At 59.7% G+C, this 20,980-nt stretch carries 17 protein-coding genes and 1 riboswitch; of the genes, 6 read left to right on the forward strand and 11 right to left on the reverse strand.

Going from position 1 to position 20,980, the window contains the following annotated elements; all coding sequences use genetic code 11:
* Positions 1 to 112: 112 nt before the first annotated feature.
* Positions 113 to 1,048, reverse strand: coding sequence for an AraC family transcriptional regulator (locus E4631_RS05805; RefSeq protein ID WP_133655907.1), 936 nt, complete (start codon positions 1,046 to 1,048; stop codon positions 113 to 115).
* A gap of 158 nt (positions 1,049 to 1,206) precedes the next feature.
* Here E4631_RS05805 and E4631_RS25820 point away from each other — a divergent pair, with 158 nt between their 5' ends.
* The 5 genes from E4631_RS25820 to clpB all read left to right on the forward strand — a co-directional run bounded on the left by E4631_RS25820 (position 1,207) and on the right by clpB (position 6,461).
* Positions 1,207 to 1,374 carry a hypothetical protein gene (locus tag E4631_RS25820; protein ID WP_166647945.1) on the forward strand — a complete coding sequence of 56 codons (168 nt, stop codon included), beginning with the start codon at positions 1,207 to 1,209 and terminating at the stop codon, positions 1,372 to 1,374.
* A 65-nt stretch (positions 1,375 to 1,439) separates the two neighbouring features.
* On the forward strand, positions 1,440 to 1,664 hold the full coding sequence (locus tag E4631_RS05810; RefSeq protein ID WP_133655906.1) for a hypothetical protein: 225 nt from the start codon (positions 1,440 to 1,442) through the stop codon (positions 1,662 to 1,664).
* On the forward strand, positions 1,657 to 1,920 hold the full coding sequence (locus tag E4631_RS05815; RefSeq protein ID WP_133655905.1) for a Txe/YoeB family addiction module toxin: 264 nt from the start codon (positions 1,657 to 1,659) through the stop codon (positions 1,918 to 1,920). The genes E4631_RS05810 and E4631_RS05815 overlap by 8 nt, the downstream gene beginning before the upstream one ends.
* A 319-nt stretch (positions 1,921 to 2,239) precedes the next feature.
* On the forward strand, positions 2,240 to 3,703 hold the full coding sequence (locus tag E4631_RS05820; RefSeq protein WP_133655904.1) for a hypothetical protein: 1,464 nt from the start codon (positions 2,240 to 2,242) through the stop codon (positions 3,701 to 3,703).
* Between the two features lie 151 nt (positions 3,704 to 3,854).
* The gene (gene clpB, locus E4631_RS05825) at positions 3,855 to 6,461 is read left to right on the forward strand and encodes an ATP-dependent chaperone ClpB (RefSeq protein WP_133655903.1); all 2,607 of its coding nucleotides are present in this window, start codon (positions 3,855 to 3,857) and stop codon (positions 6,459 to 6,461) included.
* 423 nt (positions 6,462 to 6,884) lie between these two features.
* On the opposite strand, the gene E4631_RS05830 is transcribed toward clpB, so the two are convergent.
* Positions 6,885 to 7,205, reverse strand: coding sequence for a hypothetical protein (locus E4631_RS05830; protein ID WP_133655902.1), 321 nt, complete (start codon positions 7,203 to 7,205; stop codon positions 6,885 to 6,887).
* Between the two features lie 393 nt (positions 7,206 to 7,598).
* Between E4631_RS05830 and E4631_RS05835 the strand changes: the two genes are divergently transcribed.
* Positions 7,599 to 8,906, forward strand: coding sequence for an NAD(P)/FAD-dependent oxidoreductase (locus E4631_RS05835; RefSeq protein WP_133655901.1), 1,308 nt, complete (start codon positions 7,599 to 7,601; stop codon positions 8,904 to 8,906).
* Between the two features lie 149 nt (positions 8,907 to 9,055).
* Here E4631_RS05835 and E4631_RS05840 read toward each other — a convergent pair whose 3' ends face one another.
* The 9 genes from E4631_RS05840 to E4631_RS05880 all read right to left on the reverse strand — a co-directional run bounded on the left by E4631_RS05840 (position 9,056) and on the right by E4631_RS05880 (position 20,947).
* The gene (locus tag E4631_RS05840; RefSeq protein WP_133655900.1) at positions 9,056 to 10,339 is read right to left on the reverse strand and encodes a TSUP family transporter; all 1,284 of its coding nucleotides are present in this window, start codon (positions 10,337 to 10,339) and stop codon (positions 9,056 to 9,058) included.
* Positions 10,340 to 10,359: 20 nt separating this feature from the next.
* On the reverse strand, positions 10,360 to 12,081 hold the full coding sequence (locus E4631_RS05845) for an NADPH-dependent assimilatory sulfite reductase hemoprotein subunit (RefSeq protein WP_133655899.1): 1,722 nt from the start codon (positions 12,079 to 12,081) through the stop codon (positions 10,360 to 10,362).
* Between the two features lie 44 nt (positions 12,082 to 12,125).
* Positions 12,126 to 12,803 (reverse strand): DUF2490 domain-containing protein, encoded by a 678-nt coding sequence (locus E4631_RS05850; protein WP_166647944.1) that lies wholly within the window; start codon positions 12,801 to 12,803, stop codon positions 12,126 to 12,128.
* A gap of 12 nt (positions 12,804 to 12,815) precedes the next feature.
* Positions 12,816 to 14,639: an assimilatory sulfite reductase (NADPH) flavoprotein subunit gene (locus E4631_RS05855; protein ID WP_133655897.1), complete on the reverse strand. Its 1,824-nt coding sequence runs from the start codon at positions 14,637 to 14,639 to the stop codon at positions 12,816 to 12,818.
* Positions 14,640 to 14,707: 68 nt separating this feature from the next.
* Complete coding sequence (locus E4631_RS05860) at positions 14,708 to 16,003, reverse strand: sulfate adenylyltransferase subunit 1 (protein WP_133655896.1); 1,296 nt, start codon at positions 16,001 to 16,003, stop codon at positions 14,708 to 14,710.
* A gap of 162 nt (positions 16,004 to 16,165) precedes the next feature.
* A complete protein-coding gene (gene cysD, locus E4631_RS05865) occupies positions 16,166 to 17,080 on the reverse strand; it encodes a sulfate adenylyltransferase subunit CysD (protein WP_133655895.1) in 915 nt (304 codons plus the stop codon).
* A gap of 70 nt (positions 17,081 to 17,150) precedes the next feature.
* On the reverse strand, positions 17,151 to 17,909 hold the full coding sequence (locus tag E4631_RS05870) for a phosphoadenylyl-sulfate reductase (protein ID WP_133655894.1): 759 nt from the start codon (positions 17,907 to 17,909) through the stop codon (positions 17,151 to 17,153).
* Positions 17,910 to 18,190: 281 nt separating this feature from the next.
* Positions 18,191 to 18,284: riboswitch (SAM riboswitch) on the reverse strand.
* 205 nt (positions 18,285 to 18,489) lie between these two features.
* A complete protein-coding gene (gene pruA / locus E4631_RS05875; RefSeq protein WP_133655893.1) occupies positions 18,490 to 20,154 on the reverse strand; it encodes an L-glutamate gamma-semialdehyde dehydrogenase in 1,665 nt (554 codons plus the stop codon).
* Between the two features lie 94 nt (positions 20,155 to 20,248).
* Entirely contained in the window at positions 20,249 to 20,947 is a 699-nt protein-coding gene (locus E4631_RS05880) for a YjjG family noncanonical pyrimidine nucleotidase (protein WP_133655892.1), read from the reverse strand.
* Positions 20,948 to 20,980 lie beyond the last annotated feature (33 nt).

Raw genomic sequence — 20,980 nt, forward strand, 5'->3', positions numbered from 1 at the left:
GCATCTCTACCGCTTCGTTGTTGACGTTAGGAGTTAGTTCACAAGTAGAGATGCTTCGACTTCGCTGCGCTACGCTCAGCATGACGGTCTTTTTGAACTCCCTACCCCCCTCCTAAGCTCCAAACACCGCCAACCGTCGAAAGTCCCCCGGCGTCTGGCCGGCGTGGCGCTTGAAAAAGGTGCAGAAGTGGGCCACGTCGGCAAAGCCCAGGCTATCGGCAATTTCCGAAACGCTCCAAGTGGTTTGCCGCAGCAAGAGCTTGGCTTCCTGCGCCAAGCGACTGCTGATGAGGGCGGTGGTGGTCTGGCCCGTCGTTTTCTTCAGCACACGGTTGAGGTGGTTGACGTGTACGGCCAGCTGCTGCGCATAGTCGGTGGCGGTGCGCAGGCGCAGCGGCGGTTGCGGGCTTGGGCGCGGAAACTGCCGCTCCAGCAGCTCCGCAAACTGCGCGGCCACCCGGGCGGCGGCGCTGTACGTAGCCAGGGGGGTAGGGGCCGGCTGTAGCTTCTGCACCAGGTGAATCAGCTCCCAGAGGTAGGTGCGTAGCAGGTCGTGCTTGTAGGCGTAGCCCGACCCGAGCTCGTGCGCCATCTTCTGGTAAATAGCTTCGACCGCCGCGTAGTCGGCCTCGGCCACTTCCCACACCGGGTAAGCGCCGGGCTGAAAAATCGGCAGCTCGGCCAGCACTACTCCGGTGCGGGCGGGCAGCAGAAAGGCATCGTCGAAGAGGCAGCTATAGCCCCCAAAATCTTCGGTGAGCGGCAGCCACCGGTAGGGCACGCGCGGCGTCACCAGAAACAAGGTATTAGCACCCACGTGCGGGGCCTGGTCGGCATACTCCACCTGGCTGCGCCCGCGGCAGAGCGTGATTTTGTGGTAGGCCCGCCGCGTAAATGCCATCGGTGGTCCCTGGGGGATGTCCGCCAACGGAAACACGTTGAAATGCCCCACGCCCTGCTTCATATCCGGCGGTGGCAACACGCCCCCGGCCGACGCCGCGCTAGGGGCACACGCCTCATAAAAGGCAGCAAGGGAGTTAGGTTTCATACGGGTAGTTTACGAGTCGCGGGGTAGGGGGTAGGCGGCCCTTTTAGCTTTGGATACGGATATACAGTAGTTGGGAAGTAGCTGTCCTAACGTTGTCGGCCGCTGCGCGTCACTCGATACCAATAGTTGCCTAACTTTATTTCTCAACTATCCTCGCCATGACTTTTCGCCAACGCTACCGCCAGCTAGATAATCCAACTTTTGTAAAGCAAATGATGCTACGCTCCGTGTACGGCACAATGGCGCTGGAAAACCAGACTGTGCCAATGGAACGCCTGGAGGAGCTATACGAAAAAGTAGAGGCCGAAAGAACCGCTAAGAGATAAATCAAGAGCAATACACTCGCGCCTGATTGGAGGAACTAAGTCCGCATTCCGTAGTTTTAAAAAGTATGAAAGTCGCCCTTGAATTTCCCGACGAAAAAGCTGCTTTTGTGATGGAATTGCTCAACAGCCTGCCCTACATGAAAGCGCGAACCATCAGCCGCAAGGTCCCGCCGCAGGATGCTACGCAGCACCTGGAAAGCAATCCGGCCAACAAAGCGCGGGTGCTGGCGGCCATTGAGCAGTTGGAAAACGGGCAATACGAAATACACGAGCTGCTGCCTCATGAATAGAACGCTCTGCTGGGCACCCCTTGCCTGGGAGCAGTACCTATACTGGCAGCGCACCGACCTGAAAATACTAGCCAAAATCAACGGTCTGCTGCAAGAGTGCGCCCGCACGCCTTTCAATGGCACTGGCAAGCCCGAGCCATTGAAAGGTGACAATTACAAAGGCTATTGGTCGCGCCGCATCACGCAGGAACACCGCCTGATTTATAAAGCTGAAGGCGATATGCTGCGTATTGCACAGTGCGGCGAGCACTACTGAGTTTACCACGCAATACATTCACCGCAGAAACTCCTACCTGAAACAAACAGGCTGCCTACAAGGCGAGTTCGATAGGCTGATTGGCAGCGTGGCGGTGGCGCACGGCTTGACGCTGGTGACGCACAACACCCGCCACTTTACCGATAGGATTGGTATCGGGTTGGAAGATTGGGTGCAGAAGTATGAGGACGGGCAGTAGGTGAAATAGCTGCCCCCGCCCGCTACGCCCACTGCTGAAGAAACTGGGGCTTCTGTGTAGCTTACTTAACATATAGTAGCAGTTGATGCTAGTGCCTACTATCAAAGTGCAGATTGAAAAATGAAATTCACGACTAAAAAAAGAGTAGCTGTAATAGGTGGGATTGATTTTCCTCAACCACTTGGAATCGAAATCCATAGGTATAACATACGTGGGCTGCAGCCTAAGTCTTGGATTAGGAAATTTGAGGAAATAGACCAGCAAATCAAAGAAAATTATTTGCATGGAGTTATAATCTACTTAGCTACCCCGCTTTTTTTGCAAGTATCCAAACCAGAGTATAATGCGCACTGGAATAGGCTCTTAAAAATATGTGAACAAACCAAATCTATGATAATTATCTATGAAGAAAATATACATGAAAATTTTAATTATTACGATTACACAGAAGAACGTTACCTGTCTTATACAGAGCTGCTAGAGCGGATACTGGTTATTGAGGCTGACTTGTTTGTTCAGGGTAAATACCCGTTTCGGGATGGCCCAAAATTTACAGATGAAGAGTTGCACATTATTCTAGGTGGAGCTCCACCAATTCCAGATGAGCCACGCTTTGGCTATAGTTCTCTTCTGGATAATCTGTTTTTGGCGCAGCAAAGAATAGAAGATTATCAAAATAGAAAAGTCGAAGTGGCTAAGTCAATTGACGTGATTTTGTCTTCTAAAGTGTCTCTGAAAACATTCAAAGAAAAACAAAGTATTGCCCATGTTATTGAGGATTTTTTATTTGATATAATAAAAGATGTTTTCTTTAGTATTTACGTGTCTAATGAACAGATTTTACATGAGGAATTTTCTGATTTCGTAAAAATATTTGAAAAATATATGCGTAATATAGAAGGTGCCAACTTTATTGTTGATTCTGATAGCAGTTCAAATGGAACCACTTACTATTTTAAGTCTAAGGTTTTAGAAGGGGCGGAAGATTTTTCAAATGCTATTCGACGATTTGATAAATTTATAGAAATATATTTGGAGGCTCCGGAAGAGGCTGCTAAACTCGTTGCTAAAGAGTACAGTAACTCAATAGAAGTTTTTGATGCAATGCAAGGTATTATGAAAAAATACCAGAGGTTGTTACTGGACATAAAACATCAACAAGAGAGGATTAAAATGCTGATGAAGCAAGACTTTGAAAATATTGCGTTAGAAAATACGATGTATAATGAGGAGCTAAGTTTGTTGAATTCAAAAGGGCTTATCAAAGACTCAACTTATTTTATTGGAGGTAAGATAAGCTTTTTTGGATTGGATGCGAGTGCGGAAGGCTATTCGAAGAATGATACTGAAATTTTGAAGATAGTGACTAAATATGGTAGTAAAGAAGATTTAACGCTTATTAAGTCCAGTATTGATAAACTAAAAGATGAAGGCGCATCACAAACTGAAAAAATTAGCTCATCAGAAAAAATAAAAGGTTTCCTACTAAAAGCCCTTAAGAAAACAGGAGAACACGCTGAAACTATTGGAGTGAAGGTTTTAACTACGTATTTGGACAACTTGGTAAAAGGTGCATTGCAATAGTGTAAATAGTGCAGCCAAAGTGTCTTATTTATTATTTTTGACTGATGCTTTCCCCGCCAAAAAGTCCGATTCCGCACCCTAGCCCCACGTTTGCTAGTACCCTCGTACAACCTTCCTAACCCGAAGCACCCCACGAGAAACCTAGCGAATTATGGACTTTAAAAACTTCACTATCAAGGCGCAGGAGGCTGTGCAGAAGGCCACCGAGCTGGCCGGGGCCAACCAGCAGCAGGCCATCGAAACGGGCCACTTGCTGAAGGCCCTGCTCCAGAACGACGAAAATACCCTGGCTTTCCTGGGCAAGAAAGTGGGCGCGAACATGGCCAACCTCGGCCAGCGCCTCGATGCCATCGTACTCGCCTACCCCAAGGTGAGCGGCGGCTCGCCCTACCTCGCCAACGACGCGGCCGCTGCCGTGACGCGGGCCAACGACCAAATGCGCGGCATGGGCGACGAGTTCGTGTCCGTCGAGCACCTGCTGCTGGGCATCCTGGGCGGCAAGGACAGCGCGGCCGGCCTGCTCAAAGACAACGGCTTTACGGAGAAGGACCTGAAGGCCGCCATTCAGGAACTGCGCGGCGGGCGCAAGGTGACTAGCCAAACCGCCGAGGAGCAGTACCAGAGCCTCAACCGCTATGCCGTGAACCTCAACGAGCGCGTGCGCCAGGGCAAGATGGACCCCGTCATCGGTCGCGACGAGGAGATTCGCCGCGTGCTCCAGATTCTGAGCCGCCGCACCAAGAACAACCCCGTGCTGCTCGGCGAGCCGGGGGTAGGCAAAACCGCCATTGCCGAGGGCCTGGCCCAGCGCATCGTGGCCGGCGACGTGCCCGAGAACCTGAAAGACAAGACCTTAATGAGCCTCGACCTGGGCCTGCTCGTAGCAGGTGCCAAGTATAAGGGCGAGTTTGAGGAGCGCCTCAAGGCCGTTATCAAGGAAGTAACCGACTCGGAGGGGCAGATTTTGCTCTTCATCGATGAGATTCACACCCTGATTGGGGCCGGCGGCGGCGGCGAGGGCGCCATGGACGCCGCCAACCTGCTCAAGCCCGCCCTGGCGCGCGGCGAGCTGCACGCCATCGGGGCTACCACGCTCAAGGAATACCAGAAATACATCGAGAAAGACAAGGCCTTGGAGCGTCGCTTTCAGGCCGTTATGGTCGATGAGCCGAGCGTGCCCGACGCCATCAGTATCCTGCGCGGCATCAAGGAAAAGTACGAGCTGCACCACGGTGTGCGCATCACCGACGACGCCGTAATCGCGGCCGTGGAGCTGAGCAGCCGCTACATCACCGACCGCTTCTTGCCCGACAAGGCCATCGACCTCATGGACGAGGCGGCCGCCAAGTTGCGCATCGAGATGAACTCCATGCCCGAGGAGCTGGACGAGGTGCAGCGCCGCATCATGCAGCTCGAAATCGAGCGCGAGGCCATGCGCCGCGAAGACAACCACGACCGCGAATCGGTGCTGAGCAAGGACTTGTCGGAGCTGAGCGAGCAGCGCGACTCGCTGAAGGCCAAGTGGGAAGGCGAGAAATCCGTCCTCACCGGCATCCAGACCGAGAAGGAGAACATCGAGCGCTTCAAGACCGAAGCCGAGCAGGCCGAGCGCCAGGGCGACTACGGCCGCGTGGCCGAATTGCGCTACAGCAAGATTGCCGAAGCCGAGCAGCGCCTGAAAACCTTGCAGGACGAGGCCGCCGCCAACAAAGACGGCGGCATGATGCAGGAAGTCGTGACCAGCGAGGACATTGCCGAGGTAGTGGCTAAGTGGACGGGCATTCCGGTGAGCAAAATGCTGCAAGCCGACCGTGACAAGCTCCTCAACCTCGAAGCCGAGCTGGGCCGCCGCGTGGCCGGCCAGAGCGAAGCCATCGCTGCCATCTCGGATGCCGTGCGCCGCTCGCGGGCTGGTTTGCAAGACCCCAAGCGGCCCATCGGCTCGTTTATCTTCCTCGGCACGACGGGGGTAGGGAAAACGGAATTGGCCAAGGCGTTGGCCGAGTACCTGTTCAACGACGAGAACGCGATGGTGCGCATCGACATGAGCGAGTTTCAAGAGCGCCACGCCGTATCGCGCCTCATCGGGGCACCTCCCGGCTACGTGGGCTACGACGAGGGCGGCCAGCTCACGGAGGCCGTGCGCCGCAAGCCCTACTCGGTGGTGCTGCTCGACGAGATTGAGAAAGCTCACCCCGACGTGTTCAATATCCTGCTGCAAGTGCTTGACGATGGACGCCTTACCGACAACAAAGGCCGGGTGGCGAACTTCAAGAACACCATCATCATCATGACCTCGAACACGGGGGCCGACATCATTCAGAAGAATTTCAAAGACCTGAATGAGTACAACCACGAGGAAGTGGTGGACCGCACCCGCGACGAAGTGGTGGAGCGCCTGCGCCAGCACATGCGCCCCGAGTTCCTGAACCGTATCGACGAAATCGTGATGTTCCAGCCCCTCAAGCGCAAGGAAATCCGCAAGATTGTCGATATCCAGTTCAAGCAAATCCAGCAGCGCCTGCACGAGGCCGGCATCAGCCTCGAAGCTACCAACGAGGTGCTCGACTACCTCGGGGAGCAAGGCTTCGACCCGCAATTTGGCGCCCGGCCGCTCAAGCGCGTGATTCAGCGCGTGATTCTGAACGAGTTGAGCAAAGAGATTCTCTCTGGCAAGGTGAGCAAGGATGCCGTGGTAGAAGCGGTGTTGGAGGACGGCTCCGTGCGGTTTGAAAACGTGGAAATACCGGCGGTATAGGCTGCTGGTATTTCCCTGGCCAGTGGAAAGCCTATGCCAAGGCCTTACCCCGCTGGCAACACCGACCTTGTCCCAAAGGTGAAGGGCAGACTAGCATTGTCGAAGCCATCAACTATTCGCTGCGCCAACGTTGTGGCGTACTCGTGCGCAATTCCTGTTCCTTTAGGAAGTCGTTCGCCATGCACACTGCTCGGATTAAGCTCGTGATTGATAAGTGTGATAGCACCTTTGAATTAGACCACCGCCAAATTTTTGTGCGCCCCGGTTGTCGAAGCGGTAGCAAAATAGTCGTTCAATGGGCGTGAGTATAGCCCACCATACTCGGCGACGCAGGCCGGATAAACACTGCTACCCAAACCGCCCCGTTGGCACGCTGCCAGCGGGGCGGTTTGGTGCTTAAGCAAATGGCGGCGCGGTGGCCGCTTAGCCAGCAAAATATTTCCTTTTGAGCCGCCGCTTGATGTTGCTCGGTAGTAGCTTGGTTTTCTGATACATAGCTACCACCTGGTCTTCAGTACCCTCGTTGAAGCGCGAGAGCTTGCCAATACCGATGCCGGCCGGAATACCGCCCAGTACGGCGGTACCAACTACGGTGCCCCCGGCATTGCTAAAGCCCTCGGTGGCCGAGGTAACCAGGATTCGGGTCGCGAAGGCTGCCCCTACCCCCGTCCAGAGCCAGCCACCGGTGCGGTGCTTGCTGAATAGCCGGTGGATGGCCTGTACGGTGTCGGAAGAAGTGGCCATAGCCGGCCGCGCACTAGTAGACGAATTAGTAGGCGCTGTCTGCGCGATTGCGAAGGAAAATGTGCTTAAAAAAAGACTTAATGTGAGTAAGTATTTATGCATGTGCAGAAAAAGTAAAGGATACTGATAAGCTCGCAAGGTATGCTGCCAGCCAGTAATTTGCCTAATCTTTTCGGGGTTTAGTGCCGTGCGGCTAATGCCACTTCAACAGAACGTTTGGCTGGGCGCGGCCGATGGGCCAGTTAGGTACAATAGGGCAATTCTCAAGTCAGGATACGTCAACCGGTCGGACGGCGGAGCTGTCTGACCGGCGCAGGTACCCGATGGGAACCGCCGCAGGTGAGCGGATAGTTGCCCCAGGCGTTCCTTTGTGAGCGTATTACACGACTAGGTATGGCTGCTAACAGCGACGAATATTCTACGGAAGTCCTCATTATTGGGGCAGGCGCGGCGGGGCTGCTGGCGGCCCGCGAGCTAGCCGCCGCCGGCCGGCGCGTGTGCCTGGTAGAAGCCCGCGGTAGGGTAGGGGGCCGCGTGCATACCCTACTACCCCCCGGTTTTACCCAGGCCATCGAAGCCGGGGCCGAATTCATGCACGGGGAGGTGCCCCTGACTCGCTCTCTGCTGCGGGAAGCCGGCATAGCGTGGCAAGCTGCCGAAGGCCAGACCTACCAGATGCAAGGTGGGCAGCTGCAAGCCAACGCCGACTATTTTGAGCAACTGCCGCTACTGCTGGAAAAACTGTACGCGCTGGCCACCGATATGCCGCTGGCGGCGTTTCTGACGCAGGAGTTTCCGGGCGAGGCACACGCGGCGCTGCGCACGTTTGCCACCCAGTTTGCCGAGGGCTACGACGCGGCCGATGCGAGCCGCGTGAGCGCCTGGGCCCTGCGCGACGAGTGGGCCGCCGGCGGGGCCGACGACTCGCCGCGCCCGGTGGGCGGCTACGGGCCGCTGCTGCACTGGCTGGCCGCGCAGGCGCAGGCCGCCGGGGCCACCTTTCACCTCGCTACCCCCATCCAGGAAATAAGCTGGCGGCCGGGTGCAGTAGAAGTCCGGGCCGAAAATGGCGCCACCTACCATGCCCGGCAGGTGCTGTGCACGGTGCCGCTGGGCGTGTGGCAGCTGGCGGCCGGGCAGCCCGGCTACTTGCACGTAGTGCCCGAAATACCCGCGCACCGGGCGGCCGCGGTCCAGCTAGGTTTTGGGTCAGTTATCAAAATTATCCTCGAATTTGAAACGCCCTTCTGGCACGACCGGCTGCCGGAGCTGGAGTTTCTGCTCTCCGATGCGGCGGTGCCCACGTGGTGGAGCCAGCTGCCGGCCCCTACCCCCCAACTGACGGGCTGGCTGGCCGGACCCGCCGCCCACCACCTGCGCGATGCTCCGGCCGAAACGGTGTTGCAGCAGGCGTTGGAGTCGCTTAGCTACCTGCTCGCTACCCCCCTGGCCGCGCTGCAAGCGCAGCTGCGCGCCCACTACGTGCGCAACTGGGGCAGTGAGCCCTACGCGCATGGGGCCTATTCTTACCCCACCGTGGGGAGCGCCGCTGCCCGCGCCGCGCTGGCGGCGCCCGTGGCCGATACCCTGTTTTTTGCGGGCGAAGGGGTATACGAAGGGCCGTACGGCGGCACAGTAGAGGCGGCGCTGGTGAGTGGGCAAGTCGCCGCCCGCCTAGTGCTGGCCCGGTATTCCAGTTGAGGAACGCGGACCGTTTCCGCAAGGAATAGCTACTTGCTCGCGCCAAAAGGCAGCGCACAAAAAGCCCCGCTAGTGCATCACTAACGGGGCTTACGAGCCTATCAACCACAAACCAAGGGGGTAGGGAGAGGGCAATAGCAACCTGCAATTTAGAGCAGTGCAAATACTTTGCGCAGCGCCCACAGGCTCCAGATAATAACGATTAGCCCGACGCCGATGAACATCCAGCGGGTAGGGATTCGCCCGGCCAGGCGGGCCGCCAGCGGCGCAGCCGTGACGCCACCCACGATGAGGCCGGCCACAATCTGCCAGTGCGAGAGGCCGCCCAGCGAGAAAAAGGTGAGCGCGCTGGCGAAAGTCACGAAAAACTCGACCAGGCTCACGGTACCAATCACGAAGTTGGGCGTGCGGCCATTGGCAATGAGCGTGCTTGTAACCAGCGGCCCCCAGCCGCCGCCGCCAAACGAATCCAGGAAGCCACCCGCGCCGGCCAGCCAGCCTGCGTTCTTCACCTTGCGGCGCACCTGCGGCTGCTTGCGCACGGCCTTGCTGATGATGCGGATGCCCAAAATGAGCAGGTACACGGCCAGAATCGGCTTGATGTAGTCGGCATATTTCACCCCAAAGTGCGACAGCAACAGTGCGCCGCTCACCGAGCCGATAATGCCGGGTAGGAGCAATACTTTGAACAGCCGCTTATTCACGTTGCCGAAGCGGTAGTGGTGGTAGCCCGAGGCGCCGCTGGCAAACATTTCGGCGGTGTGAATGCTGGCGCTCACCGCTACCGGGTTCAGGCCCAATGACATCAGGCTAATGGCCGACACCACGCCGTAGCCCATGCCCAGCATGCCATCAATGAGCTGCGCCCCAAAACCCACCGCCACAAAGGCGTAGAATGTGCCCGAATTGCGCGCTACCTCCCACACCTGCGGCCAGGTGAAATAATACGATAAGATATTGACCGCCAGAAAGACCGCGAACGCTACCAGCGAAAACGTAGCCACGCGCTGCCAGTGCTCAATGGCCGCCGCCTCATCAGTAGGGCCGAGGGCGGCCACGGCATGCAGGCGGCGGGCGGCCGCGCCGGCGCGCACCAGGCCGTGCAGCACGGCATCGTCGGTGGCCACCAGCACGAGGTCGTGGCCAGGCAGGTCGTCGGGCTGAAAGGGACGCTCCAGCAGGATTACTTGTGGATGGCGCGCCGCCAGCGTGCGCAGCGCGGGCAGCAGCTGCGGCGCCACCACCGTCACGGCGGCCGTGGGCTGGGCGTCGAGCACGGCCGTAAGCTGCTCCAGCGCCTCCGTATCGCCGCCTACCAGCAGGATTCGCCGGTGCGCCAGGTCCAGAAATACCGGCAGCGGACCGCCGCCCGCCGGCCGGGACCGGGGAGCAGCCGCGGTGGGCGGCGGGGGCGAAAGCAGGTCAGTTGCCATAATCTGAGGTAAAATACGACTTAGGCGTGAAAATCCAATCCGCGCACGGTTGCCTTCACTACCCCCGTCCGCACCACGAAGTCGCCAAAGCCTTCATGTGGCTGGCGGTTAGTGGCGTAAGCGGCCAAAAGGGGAGTTAATTCCTGCAAGATGCCGTCTTCGTCCAGCATCTCGCGGTAGAGCTTATTGAGGCGCTCGCCGGCGTGGTCGGCACCCAGGTAGAGGTTGTAGCGGCCGGGCGCGCGGCCCACCAGCCCAATTTCGCCCAGGTAGGGTCGGGCGCAGCCATTAGGGCAGCCCGTCATGCGGATGAGGATGCCGTTTTCGGCCAGGCCGTGGGCCCGAATGACGGCATCGAGCTTATCGAGCAGCTGCGGCAGGTAGCGCTCGGCCTCGGCGAAGGCTTGCGAGCAGGTGTTGAGAGCCACGCAGGCCAGGGCGTCGCGGCGCAGGGCGGTGAGCTGCTCGGCCTTGGGGGCGGCGCCGTTTTCTTCCAGCACAGCTTGAACCCGAGCCCGGTGCTGCGGCTCAATATTGGCCAGAACCAGGTTTTGGTTGCCGGTGAGGCGAAACTCGCCGGTGTGGAAGCTGCTGATTTCGCGCAACGCCGACTTCAGTCGGTAGCCCGGTCGGTCGAGTATGCGCCCGCCTTCCACAAACAGCACGAGCTGCGACAAGCCGTTGGCGCCCTCCGTCCACCCAAAGGCGTCGCTGGAGCTGTGGAACTGGTAGGGCCGCGCCTCGGCCAGCTCGTAGCCCAGGCGCTGGTGCAGCTCGGCCACCACGGCAGGCAGGCCCACGCGGTCGATGGTGTACTTAAAGCGCGAGATTTTGCGGTTGGCGCGGTTGCCCCAGTCGCGCTGAATGGTCACGATTTTCTCGCACACGTCCAGTACTTTAGCGGTTGGCACGAAGCCGATAAGGTCGGCCAGGCGAGGGTAAGTTTCGGGCTGTCCGAAGGTCATGCCCAGGCCGCCGCCGATGGCCACGTTGAAACCCGCCAGCGCGCCGTTTTCCTCGATGGCGATGAGGCCAATGTCGTTGGAAAAGATGTCGGAGTCGTTGTAGGGGGGTAGGGCCAGCGCGATTTTAAACTTGCGCGGCAGGTACGTGTGGCCGTAAATCGGCTCGTCGTCCACGGCCTCGGTGGTTTCGAGCAGGCTGCCGTCGAGCCAGATTTCGCGGTAGGCCGTGGTGCGCGGCGTGAGGTGCGCGCTGATTTGCTGGGCCAGCGCCGCCACCTCGCCGTGCAGCGCCGACTCGTGCGGGTTGGTGTTGCACATCACGTTGCGGTTCACGTCGCCGCAGCCCGCAATGCTGTCCATCTGCACCTCGTTGAAGCCCTGAATGGCCGCCGGCAAGTCGCGCTTTAGCACGCCGTGCAGCTGGAAGGTCTGGCGCGTGGTGAGCTTCATGGTGCCGTTGCCATAGGCGTCGGAGAGCGCGTCCATGCGCTGCCACTGCGGGGCCGAAGCCACGCCGCCCGGCACCCGCACCCGAATCATAAACGAGAACAGCGGCTCCAGCTTCTGGCGCTTGCGCTCGCTTTCGAGGTCGCGGTCAGTCTGCTGGTACGAGCCGTGAAACTTGATGAGGTGGGTATCATCGGGGTTCAGCGCGCCGGTGAGGCGGTTATTCAGGCTCTCGACGATGGTGCCGCGCAGGTAGCGGCTGGCAACTTTGACGTGCTCAACTTCGGAGTGGCCGGCGGGAGCGGGGGTAGGGGCCAGGATATCAGCCATGAGAAAATTTCGAAACGAGATAAAGTAGAAAGGGAAACCGGCTATTACCGCGCCGCCAGCACCGAAATATCCTTAAACAAGGTGAAGCGCAGCACGTCGCGGTCGTTGTAGCCGGCGTTGTTGGCCCGGCGCTGGTAGATGAACAGGTAGCCCAATTCAGCTGCCCAGCCGGCCCCGAGCTGGCGCTCAGCCCCCGCATAAAGGCGGTTCTGGTCGAAGCTGTCGGTATTGAGCATCAGCTCATCCGAAACCCGGAATTTCCAGGTAGGATTCAAATGATAATCCAGCTGCAAGCGGGTGCGAAAACGCAGCTTATACTGCCATTCATCGGTGAGGTCGGTGCCGGCCAGCTGGCGCAGCCAGCGCTGCTCCACCCGCAGGCGGGGCATCAGGCGCAGGCGGCCAGGGAGGGGTAGGGTGGCGGTGGCTTCCTCAAAAATGCGCCGCTCGGGCACGGCCACGCCGTTCTGAGACTGCCACGACAGCGTGCCGCCCAGGGCCGTATCCCAAGTCGGCGACACGCGGTAGTGCAGGTGCTGATGCGTGATAAACTGCCACTGCCCATCGGGCCAGGCAAAGCGCCGCTCATCAAACTCGCTGTGAAACGTGAGCCGCTCGCTCAGCCGCGTCCGCAAAAACGCCCGCACCCAATAGCCCTGCTGGTGCACGGTTTGGGCCGGCGCAAGCAGGGGTAGCAGCAGGAAGAGGGGTAGGAATTTCACGGGCGGGATAGCTTAATACACGTCTTCGAGGTAGCGGCGCTGCTTGCGCAGGTTCTTCACGTAGGCCGTGGCATCGTCGGCCGAGAGACCAGCTTCCTTCTCCACTACTTGAATAAGCGCCGTGTGCACGGCGTGGCCGAGGCGGGTTTTATCGCCGCACACGTAGAAGTGCGCGCCGTTTTCGAGCCAGCCAAACACGTCGCGGCTGTTCTCCAGCAGGCGGTCCTGCACGTACACTTTCTGGGCTTGGTCGCGCGAAAACGCCACGTCGAGTTGGGCCAGGCCGCCGCGCTTGAGGTGCTGCTGCCACTCGGCCTGGTACAGGAAGTCGGTGGTAAAGTGCGGGTTGCCAAACAGCAGCCAGTTGCGGCCGGTATTGCCCAGCTCCACCCGCTCCTCCACAAAGGCCCGGAACGGCGCCACGCCCGTGCCCGCGCCCACCATGATGATGTCGGTGTCGCCGGCGGGGGGTAGGCGGAAATATTCGTTCTGCTGCACGTACACCCGCGCATCGTCGCCTACCGCCACGCGGTCAGCCAAAAACGATGAGCACACGCCGTGCTTTCGCCGGCCGTGGGCCTCGTAGCGCACGGCGCTCACCGTGAGGTGCACCTCATCGGGGTGCGTTAGCAGGCTGCTGGCGATGGAGTAAGCGCGGCTGGGCAGCGGCCGCAGCGTGTCGGCCAGGGCCTGGGCCGTGAGTTGGTCGGTGGGGAAGTCGGTGAGCAAGTCGGCCACATCGCGGCCGTAGAGGTAGGGTTGCAGGCGGGCCGAATCGGCCAGCAGGCCGTGCAATTCGGCGTGCGGGGCCAGGGCGGCGTAGCGCTCCAGCACGTCGCGGGTCAGCACCGTTAGCTCGCGGCGGCTGGCCAGCGCGGCGGCGAGGGGTAGGCTTTCGTCGCCGAGCTGCACCGGCGCCGTATCGCTGAGGCGCGCGGCTTGCAATACCTCTTCCACCAGCGGGTTATGATTGACGGGCACCACCGCCAGCGCATCGCCGGGCGCGTAGTGTAGGCCCGCGCCCGCCAGGTCCAGCTCGATGTGGTACGTCTCCTTGTCCGAGCCGCGCCCGTTCAGCTGAATGCTGTCGAGCACCTTGGCCGACCAGGGGTTTTCGTGGGTGTATTCGGTAGTTATTGGGGCAATTTCTGCGCCCACGCTTGCCGTGCTGGCAATGCCTACGCCGGCCGAAGCACCGCCTACGGGGCCGGCCAGCACGTCTAACACAGCAGCTACCCACTGCTCGGCCGGCGCTTTGAAAGCCACGTCCACATCCACCCGGTCGAGCAGACGGGTACCGCCCAGCTCGGCCAGCTTGTGGTCGAAGTCCTTGCCGGTCTGGCAGTAATGCAGGTAGCTTTTATCACCCAGCGCCAGCACTGCGTAGCGCAGCTTGGGTAGTTTGGGCGCCCGCGGGCCATTGATAAACTGGTGCAGCTCCTCGGCGCTGATGGGCGGGTCGCCCTCGCCGTGCGTGCTCACGATGACCAGCAGGTTTTGCTCCTGTGCCAGCTGCCGGGGGGCGTAGTCGTTCATATCGCGCACCTCGGCGGCCAGGCCGCGCGTGACGGCGGCCGCGGCGGCCTGCTCGGCTATCTTCTTGCCGTTACCGGTGTGCGAGCCATATAGAATCGTAATTTTCTGAGTAGCCGGCGCCACGGCCGGCGCGGCCAAGGCGGCCGTCGGTACCGCGCCCGATATGCCTGCCGCGCCCTGCGCGGCCTGGCCGTAGAGGTAGCCGCTCAGCCACACCAGCTGCTGCGAGGTGAGGCCAGCGGTGAACTGCTGCAAAGCCGCCTCGTCGAGCGCGGGCGGGAGGGTAGGAAGCGTAGGCATGGATAGTAATGGGGAATTTAGAATGAAGAATTAGAAACAGCGTAATTTTTAATTCTTCATTCCTCATCCTAAATTGAAAAGATGGGTTCAACGGGTACTTCCTGGGTGAAATACTCGGGGTCGGTGGCGGCCACCAGGCCGGCTGCCAGGGTCGCGCCGGTCTGCTCATCCACCAGGATGAAGGCGCCGGTAGCGCGGTTTTGGCGGTACTCGTCCACTACCAGGGGTAGGGCCGTCTTAAGCCGCACCCGCACGATGTCGTTTAGCTTGGCCTCGTCAGTTCCCTGGCTTTCAAAGGTTTCGATGTCGGTTTTTTGCAGAATGGTCGTCACCGATGCCTTCACCACGGCGGCGTGGTGCTGTACCAGCAGCTTGCGGCCGGCGCGCAGGGGGCGCTCGTCCATCCAGCACAGGGTAGCTTCCAGCTCGCGCACCACGGCCGGGTGGGCCGTTATGGGCACGATGGTATCGCCGCGGCTCACGTCCACGTCGTCGCGCAGGCTCAGTACCACACCCTGGGGCGCGGTGGCCGAGGCCACGGCCCGCTGGTCCACTTCAATCACGTCAATCACCGTTTCGAGGCCCGAAGGCCATACCCGCACCCGGTCGCCTACGCTATACGTACCGCTCTGAATACGACCCGCGTAGCCCCGGTAATCGGGTAGCTCCTCGGTCTGGGGCCGAATGACGTACTGCACCTGAAAGCGCGGCTCGTGAGGGTTGGCATCGGCCGGCACGGGCACGCTTTCCAGGTGCTCCAGCAGGCTCGGGCCGTGGTACCAGCCAATGTGCTTCGAGCGCTTCACCACGTTGTCGCCGTGCAGCGCGCTCAGCGGAATGGCCACTACATGCGCCAGCTTCAGCTGCTCGGCAATTTCCTGGTAGTCAGCAACTATCTTCTGAAAAACGGCCTCGTCATAGCCCACCAAATCCAGTTTGTTTATGGCTAGCACAAACTGCCGGATGCCCAGCAGCGAGGCCAGCAGCGTATGGCGGCGTGTCTGCTCAATCACGCCCTGGCGCGCATCCACCAGCACAATGGCCAGGTCAGCGTTGCTCGCGCCGGTTACCATGTTGCGGGTGTACTGCACGTGGCCCGGCGCATCGGTGATGATAAACTTGCGGCGGGGGGTAGTAAAGTACTTGTGCGCCACGTCAATCGTGATGCCCTGCTCGCGCTCAGCCTTGAGGCCGTCGGTTAGCAGGGCCAGGTCCACGTCGGTGCTATTGGTGGCGCTGCGCTTTTTTTCGAGCGTCGCCAGCACGTCCAGCGACACCGAGTCGCTGTCGTACAGCAAGCGGCCGATAAGGGTGCTCTTGCCGTCGTCGACGCTGCCGCAGGTGATAAATCGGAGAATATCCATTGTTTAAGCTACTTGCGCTGGCGGGTGAACCTCACCCCCTACCCCTCTCTAAAAGAGAGGGGAGCCAGCCGATTTTTTTCCTGATAATTTTTTGGTTGCTACTACTTACTCCATCCGGCTCCCCTCTCTTTTGGAGAGGGGTAGGGGGTGAGGTTTCGGGCGTTAGAAATACCCGTTGCGCTTGCGGTCTTCCATGCCGGTTTCCGACAGGTTATCATCGAGTCGGGTAGCGCCGCGCTCGCTCACCTTGGCCAGCAGCAGGTCCTGAATAATGTCGTCAACTGAAGACGCGTCGCTCTCTACAGCGGCCGTGCAGGTCGAGTCGCCCACGGTGCGGAAGCGCACGCGGCGGTTCACGATTTCGTCGGTATCGTCGAGGTTGAGGTGCTCGCTTAGGCCTAGCAGCTGGCCGCTGGGCAGCACCACGCACTGGCGCTCGTGCGAGAAGTAAATTTCGGGCAGCTCGATTTTCTCACGCTGAATGTAGTTCCACACGTCGAGCTCCGTCCAGTTCGAGATGGGGAACACGCGCACGTTTTCGCCCTTCTGAATGCGGCCGTTGTAGATGTTCCACAGCTCGGGGCGCTGGCGCTTGGGGTCCCACTGGCCAAAGTCGTCGCGCACCGAAAAAATGCGCTCCTTGGCGCGGGCCTTCTCCTCATCGCGCCGCGCCCCGCCAATGCAGGCATCAAACTCAAACTCCTCGATTACGTCGAGTAAAGTATAGGTTTGCAGTGGGTTACGGCTTGGGTATTTGCCGCCCGGCTCGTGCAGGCCGCGCTCCCGAATGGTGTCTTCCACCTTGCGCACAATCAGCTTTTCGCCCAGCGAAGCAACCAGCTTATCGCGGTAGGAAATGATTTCCTCAAAATTGTGGCCCGTGTCGATGTGCACCAGCGGAAACGGAAACTTGCCCGGCCGAAAGGCCTTTTCGGCCAATCGCGTGAGGGCAATCGAGTCCTTGCCGCCCGAAAAAAGCAGCGCGGGCCGCTCAAACTGGCCGGCTACTTCGCGCAGAATGTGAATGGCTTCGGCCTCCAGGCGGTCGAGGTAGTCAAGGTGATGGGGGGTAGGCATTTGCGTAGAAATAATTGCCCGTTGAAGGGGCATCTTTTGATAGAAATAGCGTAGGTAAAATAGTGCCCGGCTAGCCTGGTACCTGCTCTACCACCGGGTCGAGGCCCTGGTGGGCGGTGGTGTCGTGCAGGCCGCACTCCTTGGCGTCGGCGTTTTCCCACCACCAGCGGCCGGCCCGGAAATCTTCGCCCGGCTGGATGGCCCGCGTGCAGGGAGCGCAGCCGATGCTCACGAAGCCCTGCTGGTGCAGCGGGTTAGTGGGCACGCCGTGCTGCTGGGTGAAGGAGAACGTGTCGTCCCAGGTCCACTCAAACAGCGGGTGCACCTTAATGAGCTGGTGGCCGCCGTCCCATTCCACCGGGTGCATGTGCTGGCGGTTGGCCGACTGCTCGGCCCGGATGCCAGTGAGCCAAATCTGCTGCCCCGCCAGGGCCCGCGCCAGCGGCTCCACCTTGCGGACGTGGCAGCACTCCTTGCGGTTAGCTATGCTCTCGTAGAAGCTGTTCGGGCCCTTCGTCGTCACGAGCGCTTCGAGGCTAGCGGCCTGAGGCGCAAATACTTCGATGGGCTGCTCGTAGCGCAGCAGCGTCTTGTTCCAGGTCGAGTACGTCTCCTGAAAGTTGCGGCCCGTGTCGAGCGTAAACACCCGCACCGGCAACTCGTTGGCAAAAATGAGGTGGCTCAGCGCCTGGTCTTCCAGTCCAAAAGAGGTCGAAAACGACACCCGGCCGGGAAAGCGCTCGGCCACGGCCCGGATAATTTCCAGCGCGGAATGCCCGGCCAATTCGCGGCGTAGGTCAGTGACCTGGGCCTCAAGCGTACTATCCATGATGAAAGGGGGGGTAGGGGTTTTCGCAGGCCGGCTACCGCCAAAAAAGCGGGCCGACACGCGGAGTTGCTTCAGCTAGACCGCACCGGCCCAGAGAAACAGTAAAAACCCAAATGAGTAAGGTAGCCGACTGGCTGCTAAAAGATTAAGCAGCTTTAACAGCTCCGCATAGCTCCCGAGCGCATTCGGCTGGAGCAGCACATACAACAACACCCATGCTGTAAAGCAGCAAGCGAGGTGGTCGTAAAGCGGAGGTTAAGTGAGCGGCACACGGCAACTTGTTTTTATATGGTCAGGACTTGGCACCGTTCCAGCAAATAGCTGGGGGTTGCCGGCGTTTCGTCGAGCCTGTCTCTCCACGCCTCTGTATAAAAACAATCCTTCTGGCAAGAGGAATTGATGCTGCAAAGGTAGAGCAGGAATTCTGAAAATTCCAAACAGTCTGGTAAACGCCTGAACGTCAACGGGCGGCCCCTCGTCAGAGAAGCCGCCCGTTGGTCTTGACTGCAGTATAAGTCAGGGGGTAGGGATTTTGTTTGTAGCATAGGCTTCAGCCTATGCGTAATTGCGTACGCACGGCCTACAGCCCCTTATCCAAATTCAAATCCTCCTCCGGCTCAGCACCCATAAATGGGTAAGGATACTCCACCGGCGGATTAAACGTTTCCTTGAGCGCGCGCGGCGATACCCAACGCTGCAAGTTGAGCAGCGAGCCGGCCTTGTCATTAGTACCTGAGGCACGAGCCCCACCGAAAGGCTGCTGGCCCACCACCGCGCCGGTCGGCTTATCGTTGATGTAAAAGTTGCCGGCCGCATTCACCAGTTTCTTGGTAGCCAGGTCGATGGCGTAGCGGTCCTGCGAGAAAATGGCGCCGGTGAGGGCGTAGGGCGAGGTCGAATCCACCAGTTCCAGCGTTTGCTCGAACTCGTTTTCGTCGTACACATACACCGTCACCACGGGGCCAAACAGCTCCTCGCACATGGTCACGTATTTCGGGTCTTTGGCCCGAATCACGGTGGGCTGCACGAAGTAGCCTTTCGACTTGTCGTGGTGGCCGCCCACCACAATTTCAGCGTCGGGGCTGGCCTTGGCCTCGTCAATAAACTTGGCCAGTTTATCGAAGCTGGCTTCGGTGATTACGGCATTGATGAAGTTGGTAAAGTCCTCCACGTCACCCATTTTCATCGACTCCACGTCCTGCTTCACGTAGCCCAGTATCTCATCGGCCAGGTTAGACGGTAGGTACACCCGCGAGGCCGCCGAGCACTTCTGGCCCTGGTACTCAAACGCGCCGCGTGAGATGCCCGTGGCCACCGCCTTGGCGTGGGCCGAAGGGTGCGCCACAATGAAGTCCTTGCCGCCGGTTTCGCCCACAATGCGGGGGTAGGACTTGTAGCGGTGGATATTCTGCCCGATTTCGCCCCAGATGGTCTGGAACACCTTGGTCGAGCCTGTGAAGTGGATGCCCGCGAAGTCGCGGTGCTTGAAAATAACGTCGCCGGCCACCGGCCCATCCACGTAAATCAGGTTGATAACGCCCGCCGGCACGCCGGCTTCGATGAACAGTTCCATCAGCACCTGCGCCGAGTAAATCTGGGGGTAGGCGGGCTTCCACACCACCACGTTGCCCATGAGCGCGGCCGCCACCGGCAGGTTGGCGGCGATGGACGTGAAGTTGAACGGCGTGAGCGCAAACACGAAGCCTTCGAGCGGGCGGTGCTCCAGGCGGTTCCACATGCCGGGCGCCGACTCGGGCTGCTGGCGATATATTTCCTGGGCAAAATACACGTTAAAGCGCAGAAAATCAATTAGCTCGCACGCCGCGTCAATCTCCGCCTGAAACGCGTTCTTGCTCTGGCCCAGCATGGTGGCCGCGTTAATCCGGGCGCGGTAGGGACCGGCCAGCAGCTCGGCGGCCTTCAGAAAAATGGCGGCGCGCTCCTCCCAGGGCAGGCCGGCCCAGGCCGTGCGGGCGGCCAGCGCCGCCTCAATAGCCTGAGTCACGTGGCTGGCGTCGCCCTCGTGAAAATGGGCCAGCACGTGCTGGTGGTCGTGGGGCGGGCTCAGTGGCAGCATACGGCCGGTGCGCACCTCCTGGCCACCAATGTGCATCGGAATGTCGCGCTCGACCTGCTTGATGCGCTTCAGCTCTTTCACCAGCTCGGTGCGCTCGGGCGCGCCGGGCGCATAGCCTTTCACAGGCTCATTGACGGGGGTAGGGACGCGGAAAAAGGCGTTGGACATAGGGTAGGGAATGTAGCATACGCTTTAGCGTGTGCAGGTTAGCATCTGGGGTGGGGTAGGGTGGTTGCTAGTACGCACACGCTAATAGCGTATGCTACAAAAAGTCGCGCAGCTCGGCCAGGCTGCTGATTTCGTAGGTCGTTTCGGCAAAGTGCCGGCGCTTGTCGGGGTTGAAATATACCTGGTCGATGCCGGAATTATAAGCCCCTAATACGTCGCATTCGAGGTTGTCGCCCACCATCAGGCTCTCGGCGGCGGTGGCGCCGGTGCGGGCCAGCGCGTGGGCAAACATGCGCGGGTCGGGCTTGAGGTGGCCGCTGTGCTCGGAGGTAATCACTTCCTCGAAGTACCGCTTCAGGTCCGACGATTGCAGCTTGATGTGCTGCACATCCTCAAAGCCGTTGGTAATCAAATGCAAGTGGTAGCCCTTGCCCTGCAAATAGTCCAGCACGTCGTGCGTGTGCGGAAACACGGCCGCCTTATAGGGCAGAATGTCGGTGAAGCGCGCCGACATATCGGTGGGCACGTCGGCCTCGGCCACGCCCAGCCGGGTGAGCGTGCGCACGAAGCGCACCTCGCGCAGCTGCTGCTGCGTCACCTTGTTGCTCTGGTAGAGGCGCCACAGCGCGTGGTTCACGTCGCGGTAGCGGGTGCTGAACTCGGCAAACGAGAACAGCCCGTGGCGGCCTAGGTCGTACTCAGCAAAGAGCTGCTCCAGCGTTTCGTGGGCGTTGGTTTCAAAGTCCCAGAGCGTGTGGTCGAGGTCAAAAAACAGGTGGCGGTAGGCTTTCATACGCGGGAAGGGGGGTAGGGCCGAAGCCTGAAT

This window comes from Hymenobacter sp. UV11, assembly GCF_004684095.1.
Classification (GTDB): domain Bacteria; phylum Bacteroidota; class Bacteroidia; order Cytophagales; family Hymenobacteraceae; genus Hymenobacter.